The 26513-nt window shown below is 44.5% G+C and carries 18 protein-coding genes; 7 read left to right on the forward strand and 11 right to left on the reverse strand.

Annotation, left to right across the window (positions count from 1 at the left end; all coding sequences use genetic code 11):
* Nucleotides 1-17 precede the first annotated feature (17 nt).
* Together ACFPRA_RS07905 and ACFPRA_RS07910 are read left to right on the forward strand one after the other, a co-directional pair.
* Entirely contained in the window at nt 18-521 is a 504-nt protein-coding gene (locus ACFPRA_RS07905; RefSeq protein WP_381432404.1) for a cytochrome c oxidase subunit II, read from the forward strand.
* Complete coding sequence (locus tag ACFPRA_RS07910) at nt 521-2179, forward strand: b(o/a)3-type cytochrome-c oxidase subunit 1 (RefSeq protein WP_381432406.1); 1659 nt, start codon at nt 521-523, stop codon at nt 2177-2179. The genes ACFPRA_RS07905 and ACFPRA_RS07910 overlap by 1 nt, the downstream gene beginning before the upstream one ends.
* A gap of 54 nt (nt 2180-2233) precedes the next feature.
* Here ACFPRA_RS07910 and ACFPRA_RS07915 read toward each other — a convergent pair whose 3' ends face one another.
* Both ACFPRA_RS07915 and ACFPRA_RS07920 read right to left on the reverse strand, forming a co-directional pair.
* Nucleotides 2234-3544 (reverse strand): NAD-dependent malic enzyme, encoded by a 1311-nt coding sequence (locus ACFPRA_RS07915; protein ID WP_381432408.1) that lies wholly within the window; start codon nt 3542-3544, stop codon nt 2234-2236.
* 382 nt (nt 3545-3926) lie between these two features.
* A complete protein-coding gene (locus tag ACFPRA_RS07920) occupies nt 3927-5834 on the reverse strand; it encodes a sensor domain-containing phosphodiesterase (protein WP_381432410.1) in 1908 nt (635 codons plus the stop codon).
* A gap of 325 nt (nt 5835-6159) precedes the next feature.
* Between ACFPRA_RS07920 and ACFPRA_RS07925 the strand changes: the two genes are divergently transcribed.
* Nucleotides 6160-6897, forward strand: coding sequence for a C40 family peptidase (locus tag ACFPRA_RS07925; RefSeq protein WP_381432412.1), 738 nt, complete (start codon nt 6160-6162; stop codon nt 6895-6897).
* A 238-nt stretch (nt 6898-7135) separates the two neighbouring features.
* Here the strand turns inward: ACFPRA_RS07925 and ACFPRA_RS07930 are convergent, their stop codons facing one another.
* On the reverse strand, nt 7136-8587 hold the full coding sequence (locus ACFPRA_RS07930; RefSeq protein ID WP_381432414.1) for a vWA domain-containing protein: 1452 nt from the start codon (nt 8585-8587) through the stop codon (nt 7136-7138).
* Between the two features lie 474 nt (nt 8588-9061).
* Here ACFPRA_RS07930 and ACFPRA_RS07935 point away from each other — a divergent pair, with 474 nt between their 5' ends.
* Nucleotides 9062-10648 (forward strand): SulP family inorganic anion transporter, encoded by a 1587-nt coding sequence (locus ACFPRA_RS07935; protein WP_381432416.1) that lies wholly within the window; start codon nt 9062-9064, stop codon nt 10646-10648.
* Nucleotides 10649-10692: 44 nt separating this feature from the next.
* Here ACFPRA_RS07935 and ACFPRA_RS07940 read toward each other — a convergent pair whose 3' ends face one another.
* The 5 genes from ACFPRA_RS07940 to ACFPRA_RS07960 all read right to left on the reverse strand — a co-directional run bounded on the left by ACFPRA_RS07940 (nt 10693) and on the right by ACFPRA_RS07960 (nt 17586).
* Entirely contained in the window at nt 10693-11991 is a 1299-nt protein-coding gene (locus ACFPRA_RS07940) for a CitMHS family transporter (RefSeq protein WP_381432417.1), read from the reverse strand.
* A 260-nt stretch (nt 11992-12251) separates the two neighbouring features.
* The gene (locus ACFPRA_RS07945) at nt 12252-13451 is read right to left on the reverse strand and encodes a CaiB/BaiF CoA transferase family protein (protein ID WP_381432419.1); all 1200 of its coding nucleotides are present in this window, start codon (nt 13449-13451) and stop codon (nt 12252-12254) included.
* 250 nt (nt 13452-13701) lie between these two features.
* Nucleotides 13702-14808 carry an amidohydrolase gene (locus tag ACFPRA_RS07950; protein ID WP_381432421.1) on the reverse strand — a complete coding sequence of 369 codons (1107 nt, stop codon included), beginning with the start codon at nt 14806-14808 and terminating at the stop codon, nt 13702-13704.
* A 389-nt stretch (nt 14809-15197) separates the two neighbouring features.
* Nucleotides 15198-16481 (reverse strand): murein biosynthesis integral membrane protein MurJ, encoded by a 1284-nt coding sequence (gene murJ / locus ACFPRA_RS07955; RefSeq protein ID WP_381432423.1) that lies wholly within the window; start codon nt 16479-16481, stop codon nt 15198-15200.
* Nucleotides 16474-17586 carry a glycosyltransferase gene (locus ACFPRA_RS07960; protein WP_381432425.1) on the reverse strand — a complete coding sequence of 371 codons (1113 nt, stop codon included), beginning with the start codon at nt 17584-17586 and terminating at the stop codon, nt 16474-16476. The genes murJ and ACFPRA_RS07960 overlap by 8 nt, the downstream gene beginning before the upstream one ends.
* Nucleotides 17587-17914: 328 nt before the next feature.
* On the opposite strand from ACFPRA_RS07960, the gene ACFPRA_RS07965 reads away from it, so the two are divergent.
* The 3 genes from ACFPRA_RS07965 to ACFPRA_RS07975 all read left to right on the forward strand — a co-directional run bounded on the left by ACFPRA_RS07965 (nt 17915) and on the right by ACFPRA_RS07975 (nt 22969).
* Nucleotides 17915-18817, forward strand: coding sequence for a C40 family peptidase (locus ACFPRA_RS07965; protein ID WP_381432427.1), 903 nt, complete (start codon nt 17915-17917; stop codon nt 18815-18817).
* A 148-nt stretch (nt 18818-18965) separates the two neighbouring features.
* Nucleotides 18966-20615: an N-acetylmuramoyl-L-alanine amidase gene (locus ACFPRA_RS07970; protein ID WP_381432430.1), complete on the forward strand. Its 1650-nt coding sequence runs from the start codon at nt 18966-18968 to the stop codon at nt 20613-20615.
* Nucleotides 20616-20794: 179 nt separating this feature from the next.
* The gene (locus ACFPRA_RS07975; protein ID WP_381432432.1) at nt 20795-22969 is read left to right on the forward strand and encodes a 5'-nucleotidase C-terminal domain-containing protein; all 2175 of its coding nucleotides are present in this window, start codon (nt 20795-20797) and stop codon (nt 22967-22969) included.
* A 109-nt stretch (nt 22970-23078) separates the two neighbouring features.
* On the opposite strand, the gene ACFPRA_RS07980 is transcribed toward ACFPRA_RS07975, so the two are convergent.
* The 3 genes from ACFPRA_RS07980 to ACFPRA_RS07990 form a co-directional block, all read right to left on the reverse strand.
* Nucleotides 23079-23684, reverse strand: a complete 606-nt coding sequence (locus ACFPRA_RS07980) for a hypothetical protein (RefSeq protein WP_381432434.1) — start codon at nt 23682-23684, stop codon at nt 23079-23081.
* Nucleotides 23681-24283 (reverse strand): hypothetical protein, encoded by a 603-nt coding sequence (locus ACFPRA_RS07985; RefSeq protein ID WP_381432436.1) that lies wholly within the window; start codon nt 24281-24283, stop codon nt 23681-23683. Before ACFPRA_RS07985 ends, ACFPRA_RS07980 begins: the two co-directional genes overlap by 4 nt.
* Before the next feature lie 149 nt (nt 24284-24432).
* A complete protein-coding gene (locus ACFPRA_RS07990; protein ID WP_381432438.1) occupies nt 24433-26472 on the reverse strand; it encodes a hypothetical protein in 2040 nt (679 codons plus the stop codon).
* Nucleotides 26473-26513: the final 41 nt, after the last annotated feature.

Here is a 26513-nt window from a genome sequence, read left to right on the forward strand (position 1 = left end):
TTTTAGGAGGTAAACCTATGCATCTGCATAAATACGAAAAGATATGGCTCATTTTCGGAATGGGTTCTCTCGCACTTTTTTTAGCTATTATCGGCTTTGCCGCATTTTGGAAAGGAACACATCCTCAAAGCCATATCGAAACGATCGACCCGCAAAACATCGAAGCACATGAGGCATTCAAACCTGAAAATTTGGGTCTCCATGAAGTGGCAGATGGTAAATATATCGTCAATATCGTCGCCTCGGCATTCAACTATGACTTCGGGACAGATGAAAACGGAAATGCTGTCAAAACAATCCGTGTACCCAAAGGTTCCACTGTCCTTTATCAAATCACAACAAAGGACGTTGTACACGGCTTCCAGGTTGCAGGTACGAATATCAATATGATGGTGGAACCCGGACATATTAGCCGTTTTGAAACAGTCATGAAAAATACCGGTGAATTCACAGTCGTTTGTAATGAATACTGTGGAATCGGTCACCATATGATGTTCGGCACAGTGGAGGTGTATGAATAATGATTGCAAACAATCGATTGCTGTTTTCTAAAAAGGAAGCTCGTCTATATATGGCTTTTATGTATGTAACATTTATTTCTTTATTTATCGGCGGTTTGATGGGACTGTTGCAGACACTCGTCCGTTCCGGGAAATATACACTTCCTTTCAATATTGATTATTATACGATTTTGACCGTTCACGGAGTCATTCTTGGGCTCGTTCTTACTACATATTTCATCATCGGCTTTCAATTTTCGCTCATGGGAAAAACAGTCGGTATTTCCGATAAGCAACTAAAAGTCGCTTGGCTTTCTTTCTGGGTCATGATCGTCGGAACGATTATGACTGCGGTGACGATCCTAGTCGGTGAAGCATCCGTATTATACACATTTTATGCACCATTACGGGCACATCCAGCCTTTTATATCGGTCTCGCACTCGTCATCATTGGTAGCTGGATTGCAGCATTCGTCAACTTCCGCCAGCTCTATGTGTGGAAAAAAGCACATAAAGGGCAGAAATCACCATTGCTCGCTTTCATGGTGACGATCAATATGCTCATGTGGTTCATCGCCTCACTTGGGGTAGCATCATCCGTTCTGATCCAGTTCATCCCATGGTCTCTTGGCTATGTGGAAACGATTAATGTTTTGATGAGCCGTACATTATTCTGGTATTTCGGACATCCGCTCGTCTACTTCTGGCTACTCCCTGCCTATATGGCATGGTATGCATTGATTCCAAGGATTATTGGTGGAAAATTATTCAGTGATTCACTAGCAAGAATGTCTTTCATTTTATTGTTAATGTTTTCAATTCCAGTCGGCTTCCACCATCAATTAACGGAGCCTGGGATCGATCCTACGTGGAAATTCATCCAAGTCGTATTAACATTTATGGTTGTTATTCCAACTTTGATGACGGCGTTTTCGATCTTCGCAACATTCGAAACAACAGGGCGTAAAAAAGGCTATACAAGTTTGTTCGGCTGGTTTAAAAAACTGCCTTGGAAAGATGTACGTTTTCTTGCCCCATTCATCGGAATGGTTGCTTTCATACCAGGCGGAGCAGGCGGAATTGTCAACGCCTCCCACCAAATGAATGCGCTCATCCATAATACGATTTGGGTAACAGGCCATTTCCATTTGACAGCGGCAACGACAGTCATCTTGACATTTTTCGGAATCACTTATTGGCTCGTCCCTCATTTGACAGGGAGAAGGCTCACGCCGAAGTTGAATAAGCTCGGGATCATCCAGACATTCATTTGGACGATCGGGATGGCCATCATGTCAGGTGCCATGCATATCCAAGGGTTACTCGGCGGACCGCGACGTTCGAATTTCTCCAGTTATGCGGGTGGCGAACAAGTACAGATGTGGGTGCACTACCAACTCGCACAAGCGATTGGCGGTTCGATTCTCTTCATCGGTATTTTACTCATGGTTTACCTCTTCATCCAACTTGCCTTTTTCGCACCGCGTGGCGTTGAAGAATACCCGATTGCCGAAGAAGAAGCCGATGCCGAGCCGACACCTAAAATCCTTGAAAACTGGTATCTCTGGGTCGGTATCACAATCGCGCTCATCTTATTCGCCTATACGATTCCCGTATTCGATATTTTAAAACATTCCCCACCCGGCTCCGTCCCATTCGACTGGCCGATTGGAAGGTAATAAGAAAAGCCTATCCATGGAGAGTTTCTCTCATGGATAGGCTTATTTCATTCATCAGCTATTCGCTACGCGTTCGACTGCTGCCGCGACGTTCTGGTGGACATTCGGATCTAGTGGATGCGGCACTAAATCCCCCGGCTTTGTGCTCTCTACAATGGCTTGTGCAGCCGCGATGAGCATCGGGTACGTAATTTCCTTCGCATTTGCATTGAGCGCCCCTCGGAAAATTCCTGGGAAGCCGAGAATATTATTGACAAGGCGGCCATCTGCTGCAAATGCGGCACCTGCTGCCAGTGCATCCTCAGGCGTGATTTCCGCATTCGGATTGGATAATGCTAGGATAATTTGCCCTTTACGGACCATTTCCGGTTTGATCAACCCTGCAACACCTGTTGTAGCGACGATAATATCGCAAGTTTCCATCAGTTCTTCCACCGAATCCACAACTGACCCGCCATGATCGGCTAGGCGATTCCGCGCTTCTTCGTTGCGGTCGACCCCACGCATCTCTTTGACGCCATACTCCATAAGCATACGGCTAATCGCAAGACCCGCAGCACCCAGACCGATTTGCCCGACAACCGAATCCGCCAGCTCTACACCGGACTGTTGGCATGCAGAGATCACCGATGCGAGTGTGACAACGGCTGTTCCATGTTGATCATCATGCATAACTGGAATCGAGAGCTCCGCTTTCAAACGTTCTTCGATTTCGAAACAGTGTGGAGAACCGATATCTTCCAGCAAAATACCACCAAAGCCCTTATGTATATGCTTCACTGTTTCAACGACCTGATCGGGATCACTCGTATCGAGCAAAATCGGCACACCACTAATTCCCGCAAATTGATCGAATAATACGGCCTTCCCTTCCATAACAGGCATTCCAGCTACCGGACCGATATTCCCTAATCCAAGAATGGCAGTTCCATCGGTTACAATAGCAACCGAATTGGAGATACCTGTGAAGTATCTTGCTTGATCAGGATCGTTTTTGATCACTTCACAAACATTTGCCACACCCGGTGTGTAGACACGTCTCAAATCGCCGAGCGAACGGATTTCCATACGACCTTTCATATGAATTTTTCCGCCCTCATGCGCTTGTAGCACATCATCCGTTACAGCATGAACGCTAATGCCGCCGCCAATTGCATTCACGGCATCTACGATTTTAAGCAAATGCGCCTCATTTGAACATGAGATCGCTATATCACGAATGGTTGTTAACGTACCAACCTTGATCGTCTGAATATCACCCATATCTCCTTCCAGTTCACCGATCGCTTTTGCCACTTTCGCAAAGTTCCCGGGTACGGAAGGTGTTTCGATAATAAGATTACGCATAAACTGAACCTGTCCCATTGTATAACCTCCTGATGAATTACTCATCCTTATTTTACACGTAGTATGATGTCCGTACAACATCTCTAGCTTTTCTTCCCATCAATTACGCCTCGGCGTAATTGCGTCCAGATTTTGAATTGCGAATCGAACAGCGAAGGGTTCGATTTACCGTATTTCTGCGTCCTTTGCAGAAATTAAGGCACTTTCTTTCAGGACGCGGCGAACTTAGGTTGCCTTTCATTCAGCGGGCGTTCGAACACCCACTAAATTGGAAAACAAAACTGGCATTCATCTCACCACATACAGAGGTGGGAGTCTTCCGCTGAATGAAGATAAAAGTAACCGCCATCAAACCCTTTCACGGCTAATGGCGGTGCTGTTTCGCTAGAGCGTGCGTCTCTTAGTTTTTCGCTCCCTTTGGCATTGGAAGCAAGAGTTCTTCAGAAGAAGCAAAGAATCTATGAATCTCTTCAGCTGGAAGCGGTTTGCTGAAGTAAAATCCTTGGATTTCGTCGCATCCCATCGCTTGTAGCCTTTTCCATTGTTCTTCGTTTTCAACGCCTTCCGCAACTGTTTGAAGACCAAGCATTTGCGCCAATTGGACAATCGATTTAATAATGATTTCACTTTTCGGATCAACGTCAACTGTACGGACAAATTGCCGATCGATTTTTATCTGCTGGACCGGGAAATGTTGTAAGTAGATGAAAGCAGAATAACCGGTCCCAAAATCATCGATCGATACAGGAAAACCCATTTCGGATAATTGGTTGATTCGCTTGTTCACCGCCACATGATCTTCAAGTGCGACATTCTCCGTAATTTCAAGCTTTAGTTTCTGTGGTTCAATGCCCTTATTATTTGCACATTCCATTAAAAAGGCGGGAAGTTTCGTATGTAAAAAATGCCTTGGCGACAAATTGATTGAAATGGTCAAATGCCCTCTCCCTAGCTTTTCCCATACAGCCAATTGGGAAAAAGCCTCCTGGATGACCCACTCACCAATCGGGATGATGAGTCCTGTCGATTCAGCAAGTTCTATGAAATCGCCGGGAGCAATTAATCCCCTCTCCGGATGCTGCCACCTGATCAACCCTTCAAACCCGAGCACTTTCCCAGTTAGACAGTCGACTTGGGGCTGATAAAAAAGTCTGAACTCATTAAAATCCAACCCTCTTCTTAAATTCATTTCAGAAAGCATCGTTTCTTTCATGGTTCTGAACAGATCAGGTTTATAAAATCCCCTCGCTTTACGAGGCGATTTTTTACGCGCCGCTTCCAATGCGACTTGGGCAGCCTGCAATCCATCTTTGACATTGCTGACATGATCCGGAAAAGATGATACGCCAAAGCTGAAGGTCATATAGACTTCTTGCCCGCCCACTACCATAGGCTCTCTTAACACTTTAGCGATAAAATCAATATCCATCTCCCTTGTGACACGGTTTCCGCTATAGGGATAGAAAATGATAAAATGATCAAATCCGATGCGGGAAGTCAATGCCGGCTCAGGAAATAAATAACACAACCGATCCGCAATCAGTCTCAACACTTTTTCACCTGCGCCATGCCCAAGCGTTGCTTGCACTTCCGTAAACTGATCCAGAATCATATAGATGAATATACCCCGTTCTTTTTTCGCAAGCGACCGTATTTTCAACGACGCCTTTTCCGTAAAGGCATGTGGATTATCCAAACCGGTCAAGACATCCGTATAGGCAAGTGTCCGAATATGTTCCTCCGCTTCCAACCGATAAAGCCGGTCAAAAAGAAAGGACAGCATATCTGCAAGCGCCGCAATGACGGTCTCATCGAAAGACGTCCACGTCCGACGCGTTTCCGTTTCACAACAAAGTACCCCGCCGATCCCTTGGCTTAAGATGAGGGCTACGTCTAGCATGGATTTGACTGTTCCCCGCTTGCCGAGGTAACCATCCACTAGATCCTGCGTGGCGGGATGTGTCGTGACATCATCTACTGCTAATGTCCGCTCCTGCTGAATCGCTTTAAAATAGGAAGGCGTATCACTTCGGAATAAGCGTTCCCCCGATGTATGTTTAGATGAAGTGGCATCATAACAATTTTGAGCCGTCAATTCATCTTGCTCTTTATTAAATAACCAAATCCCTACTCTTTCACACTTCATAATCTTTGCAATCCGTCTACAAGTTTCTTCAAGCACAAGTTTAATGGAATCGTTTGTTACATTTAAGAATTTTGCCTGTGTAAAAAGAAGTTCCTGTTGTTGATGCAGTTCTTCCAATACCGCATTCACTGATTCAGCGGAAAGCTCTCTCCCATATCCCATCTATCTTATCCCCTCCTTCTTTCTATCTGAATAAAGTCATATTTTGTCGAAATTCGCTTATTATTGCGATTATAACATGGATTTGTTTGGTAGATAAATAGAATGGCCTTTCCGTTTTTTTATAAATTCGGGCTTCGTAATTCACTTTCATATACAAAATAATTTTTCATCCGATGAAAATCCCACTTTATTCATCCAAATCATTTCCCGTAATACATTCGACATGTTTTTGTAACATAAATGTAATTTAACGAAAGATTGTACTATAAATCTAGCGAAGGTAGAATAGTAGTAGATAGTTTGTCGTGGAAAGGGGAAAAATGAGATGAAAAAGAAGGCTTTTTCGATTTTGGCAACGGTTGCGCTTGCAACATGTATCGCAACCGGTACCGCTGAAGCGGCGACACAATCCTATACTGTGAAGTCAGGCGATACTTTGTGGAAAATCGCAACAGCACATAAACTGACAGTTGATGAACTGAAAAGCTTAAATAAGCTAACTTCCGATGCGATCAAAGTTGATCAAAAATTGATTGTCAAAGCAAATAATGGGGGAACGACATCCACAGCGGGATCGTCAATCACTTCTAACAAGAACACTGTTGTGAAACCTGTCACTTCTTCCACCAATGGATGGAAAACAACTACCGCTTCGATAGGAAAAGGGCAAAGTCCATCGCTTTCAACTGAAAAAATCATGTTGAATGCCGTTGAATTGGCTCATCCTCTTCTCGATACGCCGTATACGTGGGCTGGTATCACGCCAGAAGGTTTTGACTGTAGCGGATTCATCTACTATGTATTTACATCTGCCGGATTGGATTTGCCGCGAATGGATACCCTCAGCCTATACAGCAATTCCGCCTACGTGGACATGCCTATGCCAGGTGATTTAGTCTTCTTTGAAAATACATACAGAAGCGGAATTTCACATGCGGGCATTTATTTGGGCGATGGAAACTTTATACATGCGGGTACGAAAAAAGTAGAAATTGCATCCGTCGACTCCGCTTACTGGAAGGATAAATTTACAGGCTATAAACGTTTCAATCTTCTTCAATGATCAATTACGCCTCGGCGTAATTGCGTCCAGATTTTGAATTGAGCAAGCCTCAATTCACTCCTTTCAAAATCTGTGACATCCGCCGGAGGCTTTATCTTCGTTCAGCGGGCGTTTTGAACACCCGCTGATCAGGAAAACAAAACTGGCATTCATCTCGCCACCTCCAGAGGTGGGAGTCTTCCGCTGAATGAAGATAAAAGAGCTGTTTCAGAAAACTGATTTTCTGAAACAGCTCTTTTCATTTTCCTTGTGCATCCCTTAGTTCAAACATCCGGTCCGTCCACGCATCCACCCTTTCAATGATTGCTTGACGATCCGCTTCGTTCTGTTCCATTTTCCTCTTATCAATAGCATTTTTAATCTCTTTTCCGCGTTGATCTTTCTCCTTGACCATTGCTTTCAACTCATCAGCAAGTTCCTTGGGTACCATTTTCTCGCTCCGCATAATAGAAATAGCAGAGTTGAAACGGTCCGCTTCATTTAGCGTCGCGTAAAAGAAACGATCCGAGAGTCCGCTACGGGTGACAGTTTCATCCCACGACTGGCCCCAATGATTGATAAGTGAATTGGATTTGCTCATAATATCCTGCAGCGAAGGTAGCCATTGGGTCTCGATGGAATTATCAAGCTCATCGATCGTCTTCGCGGAAATATAGTCACCGTTACCGGCAGCAGCGACGTCTTTCAACTGGTTCTCCCCCGCTGTATCGACATCAAAGCCAATAATATTGACAGCTCTTCTGTCGTCTTCCATGGCAAATGCCTTTGCTGCGGCAACCGGATCACCATCACAAGTTTCGGCCCCGTCACTTACGATATAAAGCGTGACATTATCCGTCGATCCTTCCATTTGGTCACGGACGAAATCAATCGCATTGGCAAGGGGCGTCCATCCTTTCGCTTGCACATCGTTCAACGCTTTGGCAAATTGCGCTGAATCGTACTTCTGAAGTGGATAGACATCTTCGATCGTCGTGCAAGATAACTCTTTATCCGATTTGTTTTGCGTACCCGCATGGCCATAAACGACAAGTGCGATATCATCATCTCCGCCAATTGTCGTCGCGAAACGCCCAGTCGCTTTCTTAGCGATACCCATCTTCTGTTTCCCTTCCACATTCAAAAGCATGCTGGAACTCGCATCGAGTAATATGAACGTCTTTCCTGGATCGATGACCTCTTCTCCCTCTTGGTCTTCTATCTCCCCAGGCTCAGGCAAATAGGGCTCAAACCATGCGACACTATAATCATCCAGATTCGTTGCCGCTTGACCGTATGCATTGCTGCCAATGTAATAATGGAGTGCCTTGAACAAGTCTTCCGGATCTTGGGTCTCCGCTGTCACTTCGGCCAGCTTTTCAGTTAAATCCTCTTCATAATCTCCCAGTCCGAAAAACCCCCACACTTGCGCTGTCTCTTTTTCATAAGGTATATCAGCTGTGAAAATGCCCGGCTCTTGGGCACGGAAGCTCTCTTCCGAATCTGGTATGGTAATTTTCCGAATGAAATCAAGCTCGGATTCATTCTCTTTTTTTGGTGCTGCTTCTATTTCTACTCCTTCTTCATCGACAGTCTCCGCCAATCCAACATCTTCAGGCGGTTTTTGTTCATCCACTACCTCTTTTTCTGAACATCCCCCAACCACCAAAACTAGTAAAAAGAAAATTGCCAAGCGCCACTTTCTCCTCATCCCAAACCCCTCACTCGCAACCTATTTTTCTATATATTAACAATCCAAACAAATGTTTACGAGAGGATTTCCGATAACTCTGGAAAATAATCCGAACACCCTACTACTTAAGGCTCAATACGGTTTACTGGATTCTTTAAAGGATATTTTCATATGAAATTAATATGGCTTTGCTAGTAGGTAGGGATTGAGCGTTAGATTTTTTTGTTGAGCATGGATTATAATGTTTTGAGCACTTGGCGAGTGACTTTGAGCGCGAGGGGATTCTTTGAGCACACAACGATTGGCTTTGAGCGCGGGGAGGATTCTTTGAGCACACGACGAGTGACTTTGAGCGCGAGGGGATTCTTAATGAGCGCGTGGATTTTCCCTTCCCCTAATAGCTTTGAAACCTTGTCACTCCAATAATAGTTGGATATACTAGATAGAGGAAGCTTTCACTAAATCTTACTATCTTGGACGGAGTGATATGATTTGTTCAAGGATAACCGCTATATTGATTACAATGCAGCTGGATTCCGCAAAGACCTGATTGCCGGTATCACGGTTGGAATTGTCGCCATTCCGCTTGGGATGGCTTTTGCCATTGCTTCCGGCGTCAAACCCGAATATGGCTTGTATACAACTATCATTGCCGGTCTTCTTGTCGCTTTATTTGGAGGTTCTCGTTTCCAAATCGCCGGGCCGACAGGGGCTTTCATCCCTATACTACTCGCCATCGTCTTGCAATATGGTTACGAAGATTTGTTGATTGCCGGGTTCCTGGCAGGTATCTTTCTTCTCATTATGGGTTTTCTCGGGGTTAGCAATCTCATCCATTTTGTGCCGCGATCCGTTACAATCGGTTTTACATCTGGAATCGCCATCATTATTTTTACTGGTCAGCTTGGTAATTTCTTTGGATTGACAGGGTTGGAGAAGAAAGAATTTTTCCACGAAAACATGATCGACCTTGTCAGACAGTTGCATACGGTTAACTTCTATAGTGTGGCGATTGCCCTAATCGGTCTTGCCATCATTTTCTTTTTACCGAGAATCGCACCGCGTGTTCCGTTGCTGCTCGTTGCCTTACTCATTCCAACACTTGTTTCGTTCTTCCTGTTTCCAGGTAAAGTCGAAACGATCGGCACTGCATTTGGCGGGATACCTAATTCAATACCGAGCTTTCATTTTCCACAAATTACGCTATCAAAAATTGTTTCTCTTTGGCAACCTGCACTCATTATTGCAGCATTAGGTGCAATCGAATCGCTATTGTCTGCAGTCGTTGCGGACGGAATGGCAGGAGGTCAAAAACATCATTCAAAGCGGGAACTTTTCGGCCAAGGGATTGCGAACATCGTCTCTCCATTATTTGGCGGAATACCCGCTACAGGTGCAATCGCGCGAACTGCGACAAATATCCGGTCCGGAGCTGTCAGTCCCATTTCCGGCGTAGTGCAAAGCTTGTTCGTTTTGGCTTTCCTACTTCTATTTGCCCCGTATGCATCCCATATCCCGCTCGCGGCGATGGCTCCCATCCTAATGTTCGTCGCTTGGAATATGAGTGCAAGACATGCATTTGTCCACATACTTTCTGTACGATCTAGTGATTCTATTGTGTTATTGACAACGTTTCTTCTAACGATTTTTATCAATTTAACAGTTGCTGTACAAGTGGGAATCTTACTGGCAGCGCTCTCTTTCCTACGAAAAATGAGCGGGAAACTCAGCATGAAAGAAGGGAAACTTTCCGAAGTGGAAGTTGTCAAATTCGGAGATAGCGATCGTTCTTCACTCATCAAATATATCGTCGAAGGACCGCTTTTCTTCGGAACAGCCAAAGTATTCGAAGACCAATATCCGAAGCTCCTTGCTACGAAAGCGAAAAAGATCATCCTGGACTTAGAGCATTTATCGGTCGTTGACGCAACAGGCGAAGCCGGTTTCTTTGCCCTGCTAGACGATGCAGAAAAAGCAGGCAAACAGATCATTGTAAAACGTCTACCGAAAGAGAAATTGCTTCTATTTAAAAAGAGCGGATTATATGACAAAATCGGGGAAGAGAATTTCTTTATGTAACATAAAAAGAAGGCACCTAATCAATTTAGGTTGCCTTCTTTTTATTATAAAGTAATGACTCCAAATAAGACCGCCGCAATGGTCATGCAGATTGTCGTTCCATACGCCCACTTAAAGAGGAATTTCTGATGGTCTCCAAAATCGACCCCTACTAATCCAATAAGAATAAATGTAGCAGGTACTAGTGGAGATAACGGATAGCCAGCTGTCGAATGCCCTAATAGAGCGGCTCTCCCTATTTCGACAGGGTCAATCCCAAAATTAGCGGCTGTTTCGGCAAGAATCGGAAGAATCCCGAAATAATAAGCATCAGGTGAAAAAACAAAACCGAGCGGAAGGCTTGTCAGCGCCACAATGACAGCCATATGTGAGCCAAGCCAATCCGGAATAATCGAAACGAGTGTTCCAGCCATCGCATCCATCATACCCGTTCCACTAAATATCCCTGTGAAGATTCCTGCCGCGAAAACTAACGTACAAATCATGACAAAGTTATTAGCATGACTTAAAATCATATCCTGTTGTTTTTGCGGATTTGGGAAGTTGACAAACAATGCAATCGCAAAAGCTACTGCAAACAAAATTTGAATCGGTAACACTTCCATCACTAACATAGTCATCAGAACAAGTGTCAATATCAAGTTAAACCAGAATAGCTTGGAAGTTCCGCGCTGGACCTCAGCGGTAGCCGCTTGTTCGGTCAAAGCCATGAAAGCTTCCGGCTGTATGACTCCTAGTCTCGCTCTCTCCTTCTTGCCGAGAATATAGGCAACGAGAAGTGTCCACAAAAGACCTACAATCATTACAGGAATCAACGGAATGAATAAATCATATACCTCAACATGTAAACTAGCCGCAGCTCTTACTAAAGGGCCTCCCCACGGAATGATATTCATCACACCAGCTGCCAACGAAACAACGCAGGCCAATATGAGACGGTTCATACCCAATCTTTTGTAAAGCGGAAGCAATGCTGAAATGGTAATCATGAACGTTGAGGATCCATCCCCATCCAAACCAACTAACATGGTAATAATAGCAGTTGCTAACACAAGTTTTAACGGGTCACCTTTCACAAAACCGAGAATTTTCGCAATTAAAGGATCGAATAACCCCACGTCAATCATTAATCCAAAATATAATATGGCAAAAACAATCATGACTGCCGTAGGTGTAACTTTGATAATCCCATCCATCATCATCTGTCCCATCTCCGCACTAAACCCGCCTATCAAAGCGAAAGCGACAGCTACGAAGACAAATGCAACGACGACCGAAAGCCGCTTCGTCAGGACTAACAGAAGAAAAGTGGCAATCATGGCAAATCCTAAAATCGATAACAATTTAAAACTCTCCCTTTTTATGCAAAACAAAACTCATATGTAAGTTCCCAATGCCTAATTATTCAAAAAATAAATTCTATGTCCCTCCTAATTTATTAGATACTCGATTACCTTTCTTCGTAATATGTAATATATTAAATACATATCAAATAGAGTAATTTATTAAGCAAGATTAGTCAATGCTTTTCGAAACATTCCTTAAAAGACACCTTTTCATCCAGTTCACTGAATGAAAAAGTGTTGAATTCATTTTAAAACATTTAGACTATCCCTTGCTCTTTCAATCTTTTAAAATCCTCGAAGGAGAAATTCATGAATTCCGTGTAGATCTCTTCATTGTGTTCTCCATGAGAAGGGCCGTTCCAATCAATGTCACCCGGTGTACCCGACAGTTTCGGTACAATACCCGGTACTAACACCTTACTTCCATCGGGTAAATCGACTTCACGCAACATCTCACGTGCATTGTAATGTTCGTCTTCCACAATTTCCTTGATGCTATAGATGGGTCCGACTGGTACGGACACTTCATCCAGAATTCGTTGTACTTCTTTTAACGGGTGCTGTTTTGTCCATTCCTCGATTGTCGCATCGATGAATGTAACATCATCCGCACGCCCTTGGTTAGATCCGTATTTCGGATTAAGGGCGATATCTTCCCTTCCAATGGCCATCATAAGTCGTTGGAAAATCTTATCTCCATTTCCACCGATGACTACATGCTTGCCGTCCGCACATTCATATGTATTGGAAGGTGCAATTCCCGGCAATGTACTTCCTGTCCGCTCTCTAACATGCCCTGCTAAATCGTATTCCGGTAAAATTCCTTCAAGCAAGCTGAATACAGATTCATATAATGCAACGTCTACAACTTGCCCTTTCTTTTCCGGATCTACATCTCTCGCTCGCAGGGACATCAATGTACCAATGACCGCATACAAACCTGCGACCATATCACCGAGTGAAATTCCGACTCTCACAGGAGGCAAATCAGGATAGCCAGTCAGATACCGCAATCCACCAATTGCTTCTGCTACACTACCAAAGCCCGGCTTTTCTTTATACGGGCCTGTTTGTCCATAGCCGGAAATCCGTGTCAAAATGATGGAAGGATTGATTTTCTGCATCTCTTCGAATCCAAGTCCCCATTTCTCTAAAGTTCCCGGTTTGAAATTTTCAAGCACGACATCCACTTTTTCAATGAGTGTTTTCACAATTTCCTGTCCTTCTGCATCTCGTAAATTGAGCGTAATTGATTTTTTGTTTCTTGCCTGTACGTACCACCAGACAGACGTATCCTTGTGCATGATACGCCAATTCCGAAGCGGATCTCCGTTTTTCGGCTCTTCTACTTTGATCACTTCCGCACCAAATTCCGAAAGTATTTTTCCCGCAAATGGTGCAGCAACGATATTTCCCAATTCCAGGACCCGAATCCCTTCCAATGGTTTTCTAGCCATCTATTTTTAGCCTCCCTCTGTTACGCAACTGACTTCAATAAGAGGCTTTTTTCGTTAAATTTCCAACCTTATTATTTTGGTCAGCTCTGCTTTTCTGATTACATGTTTTGTCATAAGTCCCTATTTTTCGATGAATGTATGCAATTCTCCTATGAGTCAGAATAGAGTAATGAGTTCTATTAGTCAATGTTATTTTGAAATTAAAAAAATCTTCTTGTATTGTATCTACAATACAAGAAGATTTTTTGATTTATTCATTCAACAACGATGCTTTCTGCAACGCGGACGCAAGTACCCTTGCACCCATATCGAGCGCTTCACGGTTGAATGTCATATCGGGATGATGAAGCCCCGGTCCCAAATCCGCTCCGATGCCAATCATGGCCGCTTTCAATTCCGGATTGTGAATCGTGTAAAAATGGAAATCATCACTGCCAGATGTGATGATGGCAGGCGCAAATGCTTCTTCGCCGAGCGTTTCCACAATTGCTTCCGCCGCAAGGGATGCCGCCTCTTCAGAAACCTCAGCGGCCGGCGTATAATCGCTCCAAACCATTTCGATTTCTACATGATGCAGTTTGCCGATCGCTTCAATGCCTTCGGAAACCCGTTCTTTTAATTCATTCAACACCTCGTTCGATTGTGCACGTGTATCGATGGCAAACGATGCTGTTCCTGGAATAATATTGAGACTATCACCGCCAGCTTGCACCTTGGTCAACTTTGCCGAGTATGCTTCATAGGGAGAAAAGTGAATCGTTTTGATGAATTGCGCAATCGCAAACAAAGGATCGAGTGCATTGTTCCCTTGCTGCGGGCGTGCCCCGTGTGCATCTTCTCCCTTAATTTTCCCTTCGAGGAATAAAGCCGCCCCATGATGGATTGCCGGAGCTACTTTTCCGAATGGTATTTCTTCCTGTGGACGTAGATGGACGCCAAATAGATGAGACACCCCGTCAATCGCCCCTCGCTCAATCATCGAATTGGCCCCATTGCCTTTTTCTTCAGCTGGCTGGAAGATGAAACGGATTTTACTACCTAGCTCTTCCTGTTGTAAATAAGTAAGAGCCCCTAGAACCATCGCCATATTCGCATCATGCCCGCAAGAATGGTTCGCCTTGTAGACTCCCCCAACTTCCTGCCACAATGCATCAATGTCGGCACGCACCGCAATGATGCGGTCACCTTCCCCGATTTCTGCTACAACACCTGTCACATCATCAAAGGTATGATGTCTTACCCCCATCTCCGCTAGTATTTCCGCCAATTTCGCTGTCGTCTTCACTTCTTTCCAACTCACTTCAGGATGTACATGGAAATGAGCAAACCATTCTGCGATTCTTTCTTTGACGTCCATTTGAAAACACTCCTATCCTACTTAACTAAATCATTCGTTTCTTTTTAGAATAGCCTATCTTTCGGAAAATAAATAGAGGCGGCATTGAAGTATAAGGGGACTTTGAGCACAAGAGATACATTTTGAGTGCGTGGGGATTTTTTGAGCTTTAGAATGACACTTTGAGCGCGTGGGGGGATTCTTTGAGCACTAGAACGGCTCTTTGAGTGCGCGGAGGGATTCTTTGAGCACTAGAACGGCTCTTTGGAGCGCGAGGGAAATCCTTTGAGCACTAGAACGGCGCTTTGAGCGCGTGGGGGGATTCTTTGAGCGCGAGGAGAAACTTGCTATTCATTCACAATAAAAAGACTATCCCGCAATCATTAACGAGATAGCCTTTCCATGAACACTTATAATTTCCACTTCACCCTTGCGTATATAGCGAGCATCACAAAGTTCAAAGCAGCACTGATCACAGTACCATAGGCGATTGCCGAAGCACCGTATTCTTCCATCATCGCATAGATAACCGCTATATTAATACCGAAGACGCTGATCAAACTGAAAATGACAGGCGCCATGGAATTTCCTTTTGCGTAATAGAAACGTGTAATATACGTATTGGCAGCCAGGAAAAACATCGATAATGTAAATACGCGAAAAAGTGGAACGATCAGGAGCATGGACTCCTCTGTCGCTTCTCCATGTCCGTAAACGAGGCGGACGAGTGGATCAGCTAAAAAGTAAGCAACCACAGTTGCCGGTACGAGCAATGCGACCAAATAGAGCATTCCTTTTTTGTAAAGCGCGCGAACAGTTTCCATATCCCCTTCGCCCTCTTTTTTACTTAACAGAGGATAGATCACCGTCGTCACAGCGGTCATCATGATCGCCTGTGGAAAGCCGGTTAATTTGGAAGCAAAGTTCACTGCGGAAATTGTCCCTTCTTCAAGCCCCGCTGCTACAATTCGATGGATGATAAAATAAAACTGCAAAGAAGCACCGCCGAATAAAATCGGCAAAGCGATAACCCATAACCGCTTCACATCATCAGACATTGCAAAAGATGGTTTCAATGAATAAAGCCGAGATTTGCGTAAACCCACATATAAAAAAACGCCCATTAACAACGCACCGAATAGCGCACCGATTCCATACGATTCCGGCCCGAAATAACCGGTCAACAGAACGGCGATACCGACGAATGAGGCATTATAGAGCAGAACCGAAATACTCGACAAATTGAATTTGCCATTCACATTGAGCAACCCACTCATCCAAGTGGACAGCACGAGGATAATGGAAGAAGGCATCATCCAAAGATATAGATTGCGCGTCATTGCGAATTCCTTTTCGGTCAAATCTTCGAACATCATATGCAGTAAAGGATCCGTGAAGGCCATAAGCAAAGCCGTTATCGCAACTGCCGAGACAAGAACGGTCGTAAACGACTTGCGTACATACATTGCCTTGTCCGATTGCGTCGAATGATAAACGGAGATGAATGCCGTCGTCAATGCGCCCCCCAATACAAGGTAGATGAAGTTTGGAATCGTATACGCCGTTATGATTGCATCAGCCGCATTCGATGTCCCATATTGATTGGAGATAACGACTTCCCGCAAAAATCCAAACAACCGCGCCACAATATTGATGACTGCGACAGCCCCGATAATTTTCAGCATTTTACTCATCGCGAGCAACCCGACCTTTCCCCGCTGAACGATAAATCGACAACAAATTAGCCAAGATCGTCTCAAAGGAGTTCGCTGTAACTCTTTCACGGACAACCGTGTCATCGATCCCTTCAGCGTTCTCTCCAATCGCATTCCATAATCCAGTCGCCAAGGATGCCGGATTTTCCGGTTCGACCAAGAAACCCGCCCCATCTTTCAATAAATAAGACAAGCCCCCGACATCAGTACCAACTACTGTTGTTCCCGCAGCCATCGCCTCCAGTGCGACCAATCCGAATCCTTCATGGTGTGAAGGCAAGACGAGCGTGTCTGACGCGGCCATCCATAGCGCCAAGTCCGATTGGCTAAGTGGTTCTTTGAAAAAGATATCCTCCACATCATTTTCTTGGATGAACGATCGAAGTTCCCCAGCAAAAGCATCGTCCTTTTGAGAGCCGACAATATACAATCGACTATCCGGTAGCGACATCTTTAACGAATCAAATGCCTCAACAAGCTCAAGCAATCCTTTCGCACGAATGACGTTGCCTACGTATAGCATGATTTTCTCTTCAATTGGAAGGCCTAGTTGCTTACGTGCCTCGGCTTTCGGCACTTCTTTGAATACGGACGTATCGACCCCCATGCTCATGACGTGGACCTTGGCTTCGGGAACCCCAAAACGGGTTGTCACATCTGCGTGCAGTTTATCACCGACGACGATGACAGCTTCGGCTTGTTGTAAAATACGCTTTGTCATGTCGGCGATACGCTGACTTTTCGCAGCCATTTGGTCAATATCCCCGCCGTGGACCGTTACGACGTAAGGAATCCCGAATACTTTCTTACCGACCAAGGAAAGCACACCCGTCGGAAATGCATAATGTGCATGTGTGAGTGCAATCACTTTCCGATTTTTAATCATCTGCCAAACCGCGCGTCCGCACCACGTCATATATTTTTTAAGGGCAGCCTTTCTCCCTTTTCCTGGATCTTGAATGGCAACGACGTCCACCTCGACGCCCGCCGATTCAAGTAACCGCACTTGGTTTTTCACAAAAATGCCATATGTCGGATGTTCCGCTGACGGATACATATTACTAAATATCATTATTTTTCTCATTTCCATTTTCAATCCCATCTATCTAAGTAGAAACGTGCCTGGCGTCCAGTGCACTTTTAGAATGTTTCGCATCTAACGATTATAACACATCGAGTTGAATCCGACTCTTCCCCTCCCCATCTATATTATAAAAATACAAAAAGCGCCAAATGACAGGTTGAATAAACTTTGTCATTTAGCGCTTTTCAACTTCATTCTCTATGATTCTCCCTTTTGTAACCCACTTGTAATATAACTGTAATCAAATAATAGGTTTACCTATGCTAAGATGGTTCACAGACAAAGCACGCGGGTTATAGACGTGCGAAAGGGGAATTTGAGTAACAAAATGAAACGTTTGTTTTTTTATGTTTTAGCAAGTCTACTTATTTCAACGTCTATTCCGTCAATGGCTTCTGCAAGTTCAACAACTTCGCTCGTGAATACAGCACGCGCTTATATAGGTACCCCATACGTTTACGGTGGGACAACCACTTCCGGTTTCGACTGTTCTGGTTTCGTGCAGTATGTGTTTGAAAAGGAAGGGATTTCCTTACCAAGAACGACTGGACAAATGTATAAAACAGGAACGTCCGTTGCTAAAAATGCTCTTCAAATTGGAGACATTGTCTTCTTCAATACAACTGGTAAAGGTGTTTCACACAACGGTATCTACATTGGTGCCGGGAAATTCATTCACTCTTCTACTAGTAAAGGCGTCATGATTTCTTCTATTAATGACCCTGCCTATTGGGGTAGCCGCTATATCGGGGCTAAGCGTGTGAAAGATTTCTCTTCTGAAAAAATGGTAGCCGCTGACGATTCACTGAAATCTAAGAAGATCGACTATGCAACACGCGCTGAAATTGCCGAAACGCTCTCCAAAGAACTCAATTTGACAAGTACAAGCACGCAATCCGTCTTTTCTGACGTATCCGCCGACCATCAGAGCGCTGGTGCAATAGCGGCGGTCGCTGAAGCTGGTATCTTCTCAGGTAACAATGGAGAATTCAATCCGGATGGTCTGTTGACGCGGGCACAACTTGCGAAAGTGCTAGTGGAAGCATTCGATCTTGAAGGCTCCACACCAGCATCCTTTAAAGACGTACCTGCTGATCATTGGGCGCATGACTATATAAATACGCTTTACCTTCATAACATCACTACAGGTTATGGAGACGGCAATTTCGGACTGAATGATAATGTCACTGCTAAACAATTTCAGACATTCATCGATCGCCTGAAAAAATAATGAATGAAGGAAGACTGGATGTTCCACAACTGGGACTTCCAGTCTTTTTTGTAAAAAAAAGTCGAATATAGTTAAATATCATTATGGCTTTATACGCCATTCGCTGTTAAAATGAAACTATGATTCTAGTATACTAAGGGAGGATACAATGAAAACAATTAAGTGGGCTGTAACAATTGCGATCTTTTTCGCGCTTGTTTCCGTAGTTCCTACACATTCTTCTGCCCAGTTCCAGTTCACGGATGTATCAAAAAATGATGAGCATTATGAGCAAGTTCATTACATAGCTGAACTCGGTATTATTAACAAAGTTGCCAAGTTCAACCCGAACGACAATCTGACGCGGGCACAAGCCGCTAAAATGCTCGTCATCGCGACCAAGAAACAGAACATCCCGACCCCTTCCATCAAATTCAAAGATTTGAAAGCGGGTACGGAACAGTATGAATTCGCAAGTCGTGCCGTTTCACTCGGCTATTTTAAAACGGCCGCTGACGGCAGCTTCAAACCGAATGAAAAACTGAAGCGTGGCGAAATGGGGAATGCATTAGCAGTCGCGTTCAACCTTTCTGAAAAGATCACTGCCGATCATCCGCTCCTGTTAAGCGATATGAAAGGACATGCCTACGCCGAACGCATTAACGGTCTCTATTATGCAGGCATTACACAAGGCGACAGCGGTAAATTTCTGCCGAATAACCATTTGACTCGTAAACATTTCGCACTGTTCGTTGCACGTGCATTAAATGATAAGTATAAGTTACCCGTCAAATCACCTGACCAAACATCGAGCACGTATTTTGTCAAAGTGAACACGGGCGGCGATACACTGAACGTACGCACTTTACCATCCGTCGATGGCTCCATCATCGCACGTTTAAAGCATGGTGATATCGTCGAAGTGATTGCTCAATCCGGAGATTGGTTGCTCGTTTTACTGGATGACGAAGAAGGCTATATTAACGGCCGCTATACCGTTGAAGTTGGAACGGAATTGCCTGAACCTCCAGTTCAGCCGGAACAACCATCCATTACGAGTGATCTGCTAGGAAAAGTGACTGTCAGTAGCTTGAACATGCGGGAAGGCCCTGGCACCAATTCAGTGGTTATCAGCACGTTGAAAAAGGGGCAAACAGTTTCCGTCCTTTCACTAGACGGCAATTGGGCGAAAATCCATGTCAATTCACAAACAGGTTATGTTCATAAATCCTATTTGAAATTGCTTAACCAAAAAGGTGGAGCACTCAAGGATCGGATTATCGTCATTGATGCTGGTCACGGCGCACATGATGGGGGCGCTACGAAAAATAAAGTGACAGAAAAAAGCATTACATTGAAAGTAGCCAAACTTGTAGAAGGAAAACTGCAAAAAGCAGGGGCAAAAGTTCTGATGACCCGTTCCAATGATACATTCCTTTCCTTGGAAGAGCGGACTGAATTCGCGAAAAAACATTATGCGGAAGCTTTTGTTTCCATCCATGTCAATTCCGCGGCTGCTTCATCCGCAAAAGGTACGGAAACGTACTTTGACTCGTCAACGAATGCCAACTCGGCAGAAAGTAAATCGTTGGCAACTTACATCCAGAACAACCTTGTCAAAAGAGCGGATATGGTGAACCGTGGTGTGAAAGACAATCGCTTCTATGTCATCCGGAATAACAATATCGCTGCTGTTCTTGTCGAACTAGCCTTTATTTCAAATGCGGATGATTTCAAGAAACTGACAAGTGATGAATACTTGGAAATCTATGCAGAGTCGATCTATCAAGGGCTCGTACAGTACTATTCAGCTCCATAAGCTATTCAAAGAGTGTAGATCTATCTACACTCTTTTTTTTGATTGTCTAGAAATATTTACTAAATAGTCATTTGTCCAAACTGAGCTTTGTGATAAACTAAAAGGACAGACTATTTAGTAATTTACTCATAGACTTTGACGCCGTGAGAATAGTCAAAAAACGCAAAGGATGGTGCAAGATGACGACAAAATATTTCAAAGGGACTGCAGCTGCCATGCTATTGATGAGTATAGCTGCAACGACTCCTGCTCTCGCTGCCGAAACACCGGTTGCAGCAACAGGGGATTTTTCACTAACGGTGTTCCATACGAATGACACACACGCAAATCTTGCGACAACGGCTGAACGTGCAGCACTTGTCAAAGAATTGAGGGCGGAAAAGCCGTATAACGTGCTGCTCGACGCGGGTGATGTTTTCTCCGGTACACTTTACTTCAATGAATTTCAAGGGCAAGCCGATCTCGCCATCATGAACTATCTCGGCTATGATGCGATGACTTTCGGCAACCATGAATTCGACCTCGGTGGATCATCGGAAGGCCACAAAGCGCTTGCTAACTTCGTGAAAGGGGCGAAATTCCCATTCGTTTCTGCGAATGTCGATTTCTCTGCTGATGCGCACTTTGATGGGCTGCAGACAAAAGACATCACCGCCGATGCAGAGGATGGCAAGATCTATAATGGCATCATTAAAGAAGTGAATGGTGAAAAAATTGGGATTTTCGGTTTGACGACGGAAGAAACGGTCGATATTGCGAGCCCCGACAAAGTGACCTTCACGAACTATATTACGGAAGCGAAAGCCGCAGTCTCTGCATTTGAAGAAGCAGGCGTCAACAAAATTATTGCCCTTACACATATCGGCTTCGACGATTCTCCGAAGTATGACAATGATATTTTACTGGCAGAAAATGTTCCTGGCATCGATATTATTGTCGGCGGTCATACACATGTGAAACTGGACGAGCCTTATGTTCTGAATAAAGATACAGAGCCTGTCGTCATCGTCCAAGCGAATGAATACAATAAATTTTTAGGCCAACTGGACGTCACTTTCGATGAAAACGGTGTGATTAAAGACTATGCAGGAGTCCTCCATGCGATTGGTGGAGAAAACGCTGAACAAGATGCGGAAGCGGCAGCTATCTTGAAACCGTTCGCCGATCAAGTAAAAGCGACGACAGAAAAACCGATTGGTGCGACAGCGGGAGTATTCCTGAGTGGGTTGCGTGATCTCGGCGGTGTCCGTGCCGGTGAAACGAACCTAGGGAACTTGATTACAGATGGAATGTTGAAACGCGCCAAAGAAATCGATCCGGACACAGTCATTGCATTTCAAAATGGAGGCGGCATCCGAACATCCATTGATAAAGGGTCGATTACATATGGCGAGGTGCTCTCTGTTCTACCTTTCGGAAATCCACTTGCCATCGTCGAGCTAAGCGGAGCGGAGTTAAAATCCACATTTGAGCATGCTGTGAAAGAATACCCGAAAGAATCGGGCGGTTTCCTACATGTCGCAGGAATGAAGTATATCTTCGACGGTGAAGCAGAAGCAGGAAGTCGAATCATTTCGATTCAAATTGATGGGAAAGAAATCGAAGATGACAAAATGTACAAAGCAGCAACAAATGTTTTCACAGCTCGTGGTGGAGACGGCTTCGAAGCGCTAGGTAAAGCATATGAGGCAGGCCGTGCAAGCGAACCTGGATTCTCCGACTGGGAGAACTTCGCAGATCATATGAAATCCATCGGAATAATCTATACTGGGATTGAAGGACGTATCCTTGCCAAAGTGCCATATAGCGATTTGGCATACGATCACTGGGCATATCCATACGTATCCGATCTCTATTACCGCGGCGTGCTAAAAGGGTCCGATACGACTTTCGCTCCTTCACAAGAAATGACACGGGCGCAAGCGGCCTCCTGGATTGTCCGCTCACTCGATTTGAAAGCGGAAGGCACTGCCCCATTCAGTGACATTAGCAGTTATGCAGACGACACAAAGGCTGAAATTGCAGCAGCTTATGAAAATGGCCTGATCAAAGGCATCGATGGCAAGTTCATGCCAAGCGAAAAAGTGACACGGGCACAATTCGCATTAATGCTTGAACGTGCTTTCGAAAGCTACACGGGCGAAACCTATAAAGCATCTACCAAAGCCCCTTATAATGATTTCGGAAACTATGGGGCTGAAGCGGTCAACGCAATCTCCATGTTACATGAACTGGGCATCGTAAACGGCTCTGACGGTAATTTCATGCCTGGTAAGTCGACAACTCGGGAACAAGCAGCCAAAATCGTCTCCAATTTCATCTATAATACGAAACAAGTGAAAAAAGCAGAGTAAAGAAACAAAAGCGTAGGGCCCCCGGAGCCTAGACATAAACAAAAGCGTTTCTCCACTCCCTTCTTGGAGTGAGGAAACGCTTTTTATTCATCAAAATTCAAAGGTTCGTTCATTCATCCAAAAAACCCTCTTTAACATGGGATTTATAAGTGATCGAGCTAAAGAAAAAGAGGAGCCAACAGGAAAAGAGATAAATGACAATTGAAAATAGCATCATCGTCTTACTATGACCTAATTGCTCGGCCATACGGCGGGCGGCGACGACATTTCCACTTCCTGCTACCGGTATCAAAAACAGTAATGGCAGTGCATAATAAACATAGGCAATTTTTTTATGTTTTTTATCATCCCCGGGAAAGATAATCGGCACTTTCGTATTCTGGTCATACCTGGCCAAATAGAGCATGCTTATGAAAATAGCTAGTAGCAAAAACTGGACTACCGAGTTATTTGAGAATAGTTTAAGAATCGGAAATATCCAAAACAGCAGAAAAGCATACATCATATATTTTGCAGTCAGACGATATACAATTTCTTTATTTTTTCTATTTTTATACTTCAAATAAAGAATCCCCGGAAGCATGATCAATAGAAGGTATATGCCAATCGTCAACCACGCAAAAACTGCATCAAAGTCCGGCATGAAAAGAACCATCAGACCAGATAGTAACGGAAGTATAGATGCGATCAACGTCTGTTTAGTCAATTGCTTCAATCGGCGCTCTCCCCTTTCAGTTCCTCAAGCCGCTCACCCGAAAGTGAAAAAGGCGTAGCGAGAAACACTGCCATCCCCCCTATTAGATATAAAAAAACAGCGATTCCAAGGTTAGGATGATACGATTGAGCACGAAAAATGGCCATGATCAGTATGCCAACAAGGATAAGAATACTAAGGGATACCGGCCAAAGGCGAAGCTGTCTCTCTTTCTTTGGATTGACGAATACTTCTGCTATTTTTTCTCTTATCAAATGCGCATAAACAAACAGGAGGACCGTTACAATGAGTACGGGCCAAAAAGAAGGTGTATAGTACATCACTTTCACAATCGGTGCCATTGCGAAATACGACAAACCGATCAGCATCCAGTAGACTTGGATCGTATAATATTGTTTCGTGTTATATTTATACTTTTTCCACATTCTAAGTAATTGGATAATAATCAACGTTTCGATGGTCAAATTGATCGGAAACCATAGGAGAAAGTCCTCTTCAGGAATCGCACTGGAACCTACTAGTAGGGTAGCATGAATAAACAACGTCATGCCGATTCTTTTTTCTGCAATTTCTTCAGTTGCTGGTGTCATCGAACTCATGGACACACCCTTTCATTCTCTTTAGTATTTCCCTATCAACGAAGACCCGTATCCCTTTTGCGGCATATCTTTTACGATGCACTTCTATGATCCATATGTTCATAGTTCTTCCTTATGACAGGAGAACCACCTCTTCATGATGGCAATCATTATTTCGCAAAGGAAGGTTGCGGTCCTTCAAATCGATTGTTCTGCGTGGTTGGTTGATTTTCTGACACACTTCGTTCTGAATCCTTCTCACGATCATCCACATCATCAGATGAATGGGCACCATTTTCAACTTCATCCAGATTATCTACCTTATTATCCCCGGCGTCCAGCTCCTGTCCATCATTCGAATCCTCATCCGGAGTTTGATCCGGTTGTGGCTCCGGTTTCGGATCCGGCTGTGGCTCTGGCTTCGGATCCGGCTGTGGCTCTGGCTTCGGATCTGGCTGTGGCTCTGGCTTCGGATCCGGCTGTGGCTCTGGCTTCGGATCCGGCTGTGGCTCTGGCTTCGGATCTGGCTGTGGCTCTGGCTTCGGATCTGGCTGCGGCTCTGGCTTCGGATCTGGCTGTGGCTCTGGCTTCGGATCTGGCTGTGGCTCTGGCTTCGGATCTGGCTGTGGCTCTGGCTTCGGATCTGGCTGTGGCTCTGGCTTCGGATCTGGCTGTGGCTCTGGCTTCGGATCTGGCTGCGGATCCGGTTTCGAATCCGGCTGTGGCTCTGGCTTCGGATCTGATTGCAGGTCCAGTCTCGGATCCATGTCCGGTGTTTGTTTCGGCTCTATTTGCGGATCCGGTCTTAGTTTATGATCCGAGACGTCTTTCCCTCCATTCTGGCTATTGATATCGTAGTTGTCGAAGGTTTTATTTAGGTCCGAACGCATATCTGCCCCGAATGGTTTTGTGGCATTATCCACAAGAATGTCGTCTACTGTGTGTAAATCCGTCTTTCCACCATTAAGCAGTCCTTTCAATAACTTTGTCCCATTCGTTAACATCGGCGAAACGACATAACCGACGAATAAACCAGCAGCCGCTCCAATAACAGCACTCTGCCAAGTCCACTCTCCGCTTTTCAACCCTTCAATCAGAAAGTTTTCCAATCCTGCATAGCCAGCCAGGAAGATCTTACCACCTGTTTTTAATGTCTGTACTAATAAAAAAGGACTTAACAGTACCCCAGAAGCACCGCCGATAGCCGTTTCTATCAAGAGATCCTTCCAAGCCCTTTCTTCAGGTGACGTCGTTGCAAAATAAAGGTAGCCGTTAAAAAAGGCCCCCATTGTCCCGGCTAAACCTGCATTTCTCGCCCATATCTTCCATCCTTGCGGGGCAATTTTAGACGCTAAAAAAGCGCCAAATCGTGCTATTTGGGAACCAAGATAAGCCGCACCGCTCGCTATTTTTGCCCCCCACATACTGAGCCCTACCCTTGTATGTAACATGAATGTCGCCCAACTATTGACAAGGTTTTGTCGAATAACTGCAACTGCTAACGAGCCCCATATGCGTGCTTTCACAAAATTATTTACTAGAAATATTCGAGTAGCGTTACCTGCTACTGCAAAAAATCCTGAAGTGATTCCGGCAAAAATACCTAATCCTAAAAGTCCTCCTCCTAAGGATGATAATAGCGATCCTAAAAAGCTAAAATTGTCCCCCGCCAAAAGCTTATAAATCCCTCCGCCGAGGAGCGCTCCTCCACCGACAACTGCGAGAATTCCCCAGCCGATCGGCGTCCCAACTAATAGCAAGCCTCCAATGATGACACCTGTCGCAACGACTGCACCTACAACGACTTGCACCCATTCGTTTTCCCAGACCGCTACAAAGAAATCACCGATGGCTGTAAGTCCATCCCACATCCAATCTGTCGCTTTGTCCCATGCTTCAGGAGCCCATTCTTTAAAGTCCTCCCATTTTTCATAGGACCAATCTTTAAATTTCTCCCATTCATCTTGCATGTATTCTTTAGCGTCGTCCCATTTTTCCTCTGCTAAATCAAGTAATTTTTCAAACCAATTTCGATTATCACCCGTATCCGCGGAATCATTCTGATCCGATCCTGTTGGGTCTGTTTTGACGAACGAAGGAGAGTCATATTCAATATCCGTTACATCTGCAACTACAAGTTTGGTGTTATTCATCAAAAAACAAGTTAAGAAAACAGCAATTAGTACCCCGACTTTTATATTTCTCTCCAATTCATTTCACACCCTTCCTATCTTGTCCTGAAGCAAACTTT

The organism is Sporosarcina soli (genome assembly GCF_042655805.1).
GTDB lineage: Bacteria > Bacillota > Bacilli > Bacillales_A > Planococcaceae > Sporosarcina > Sporosarcina soli.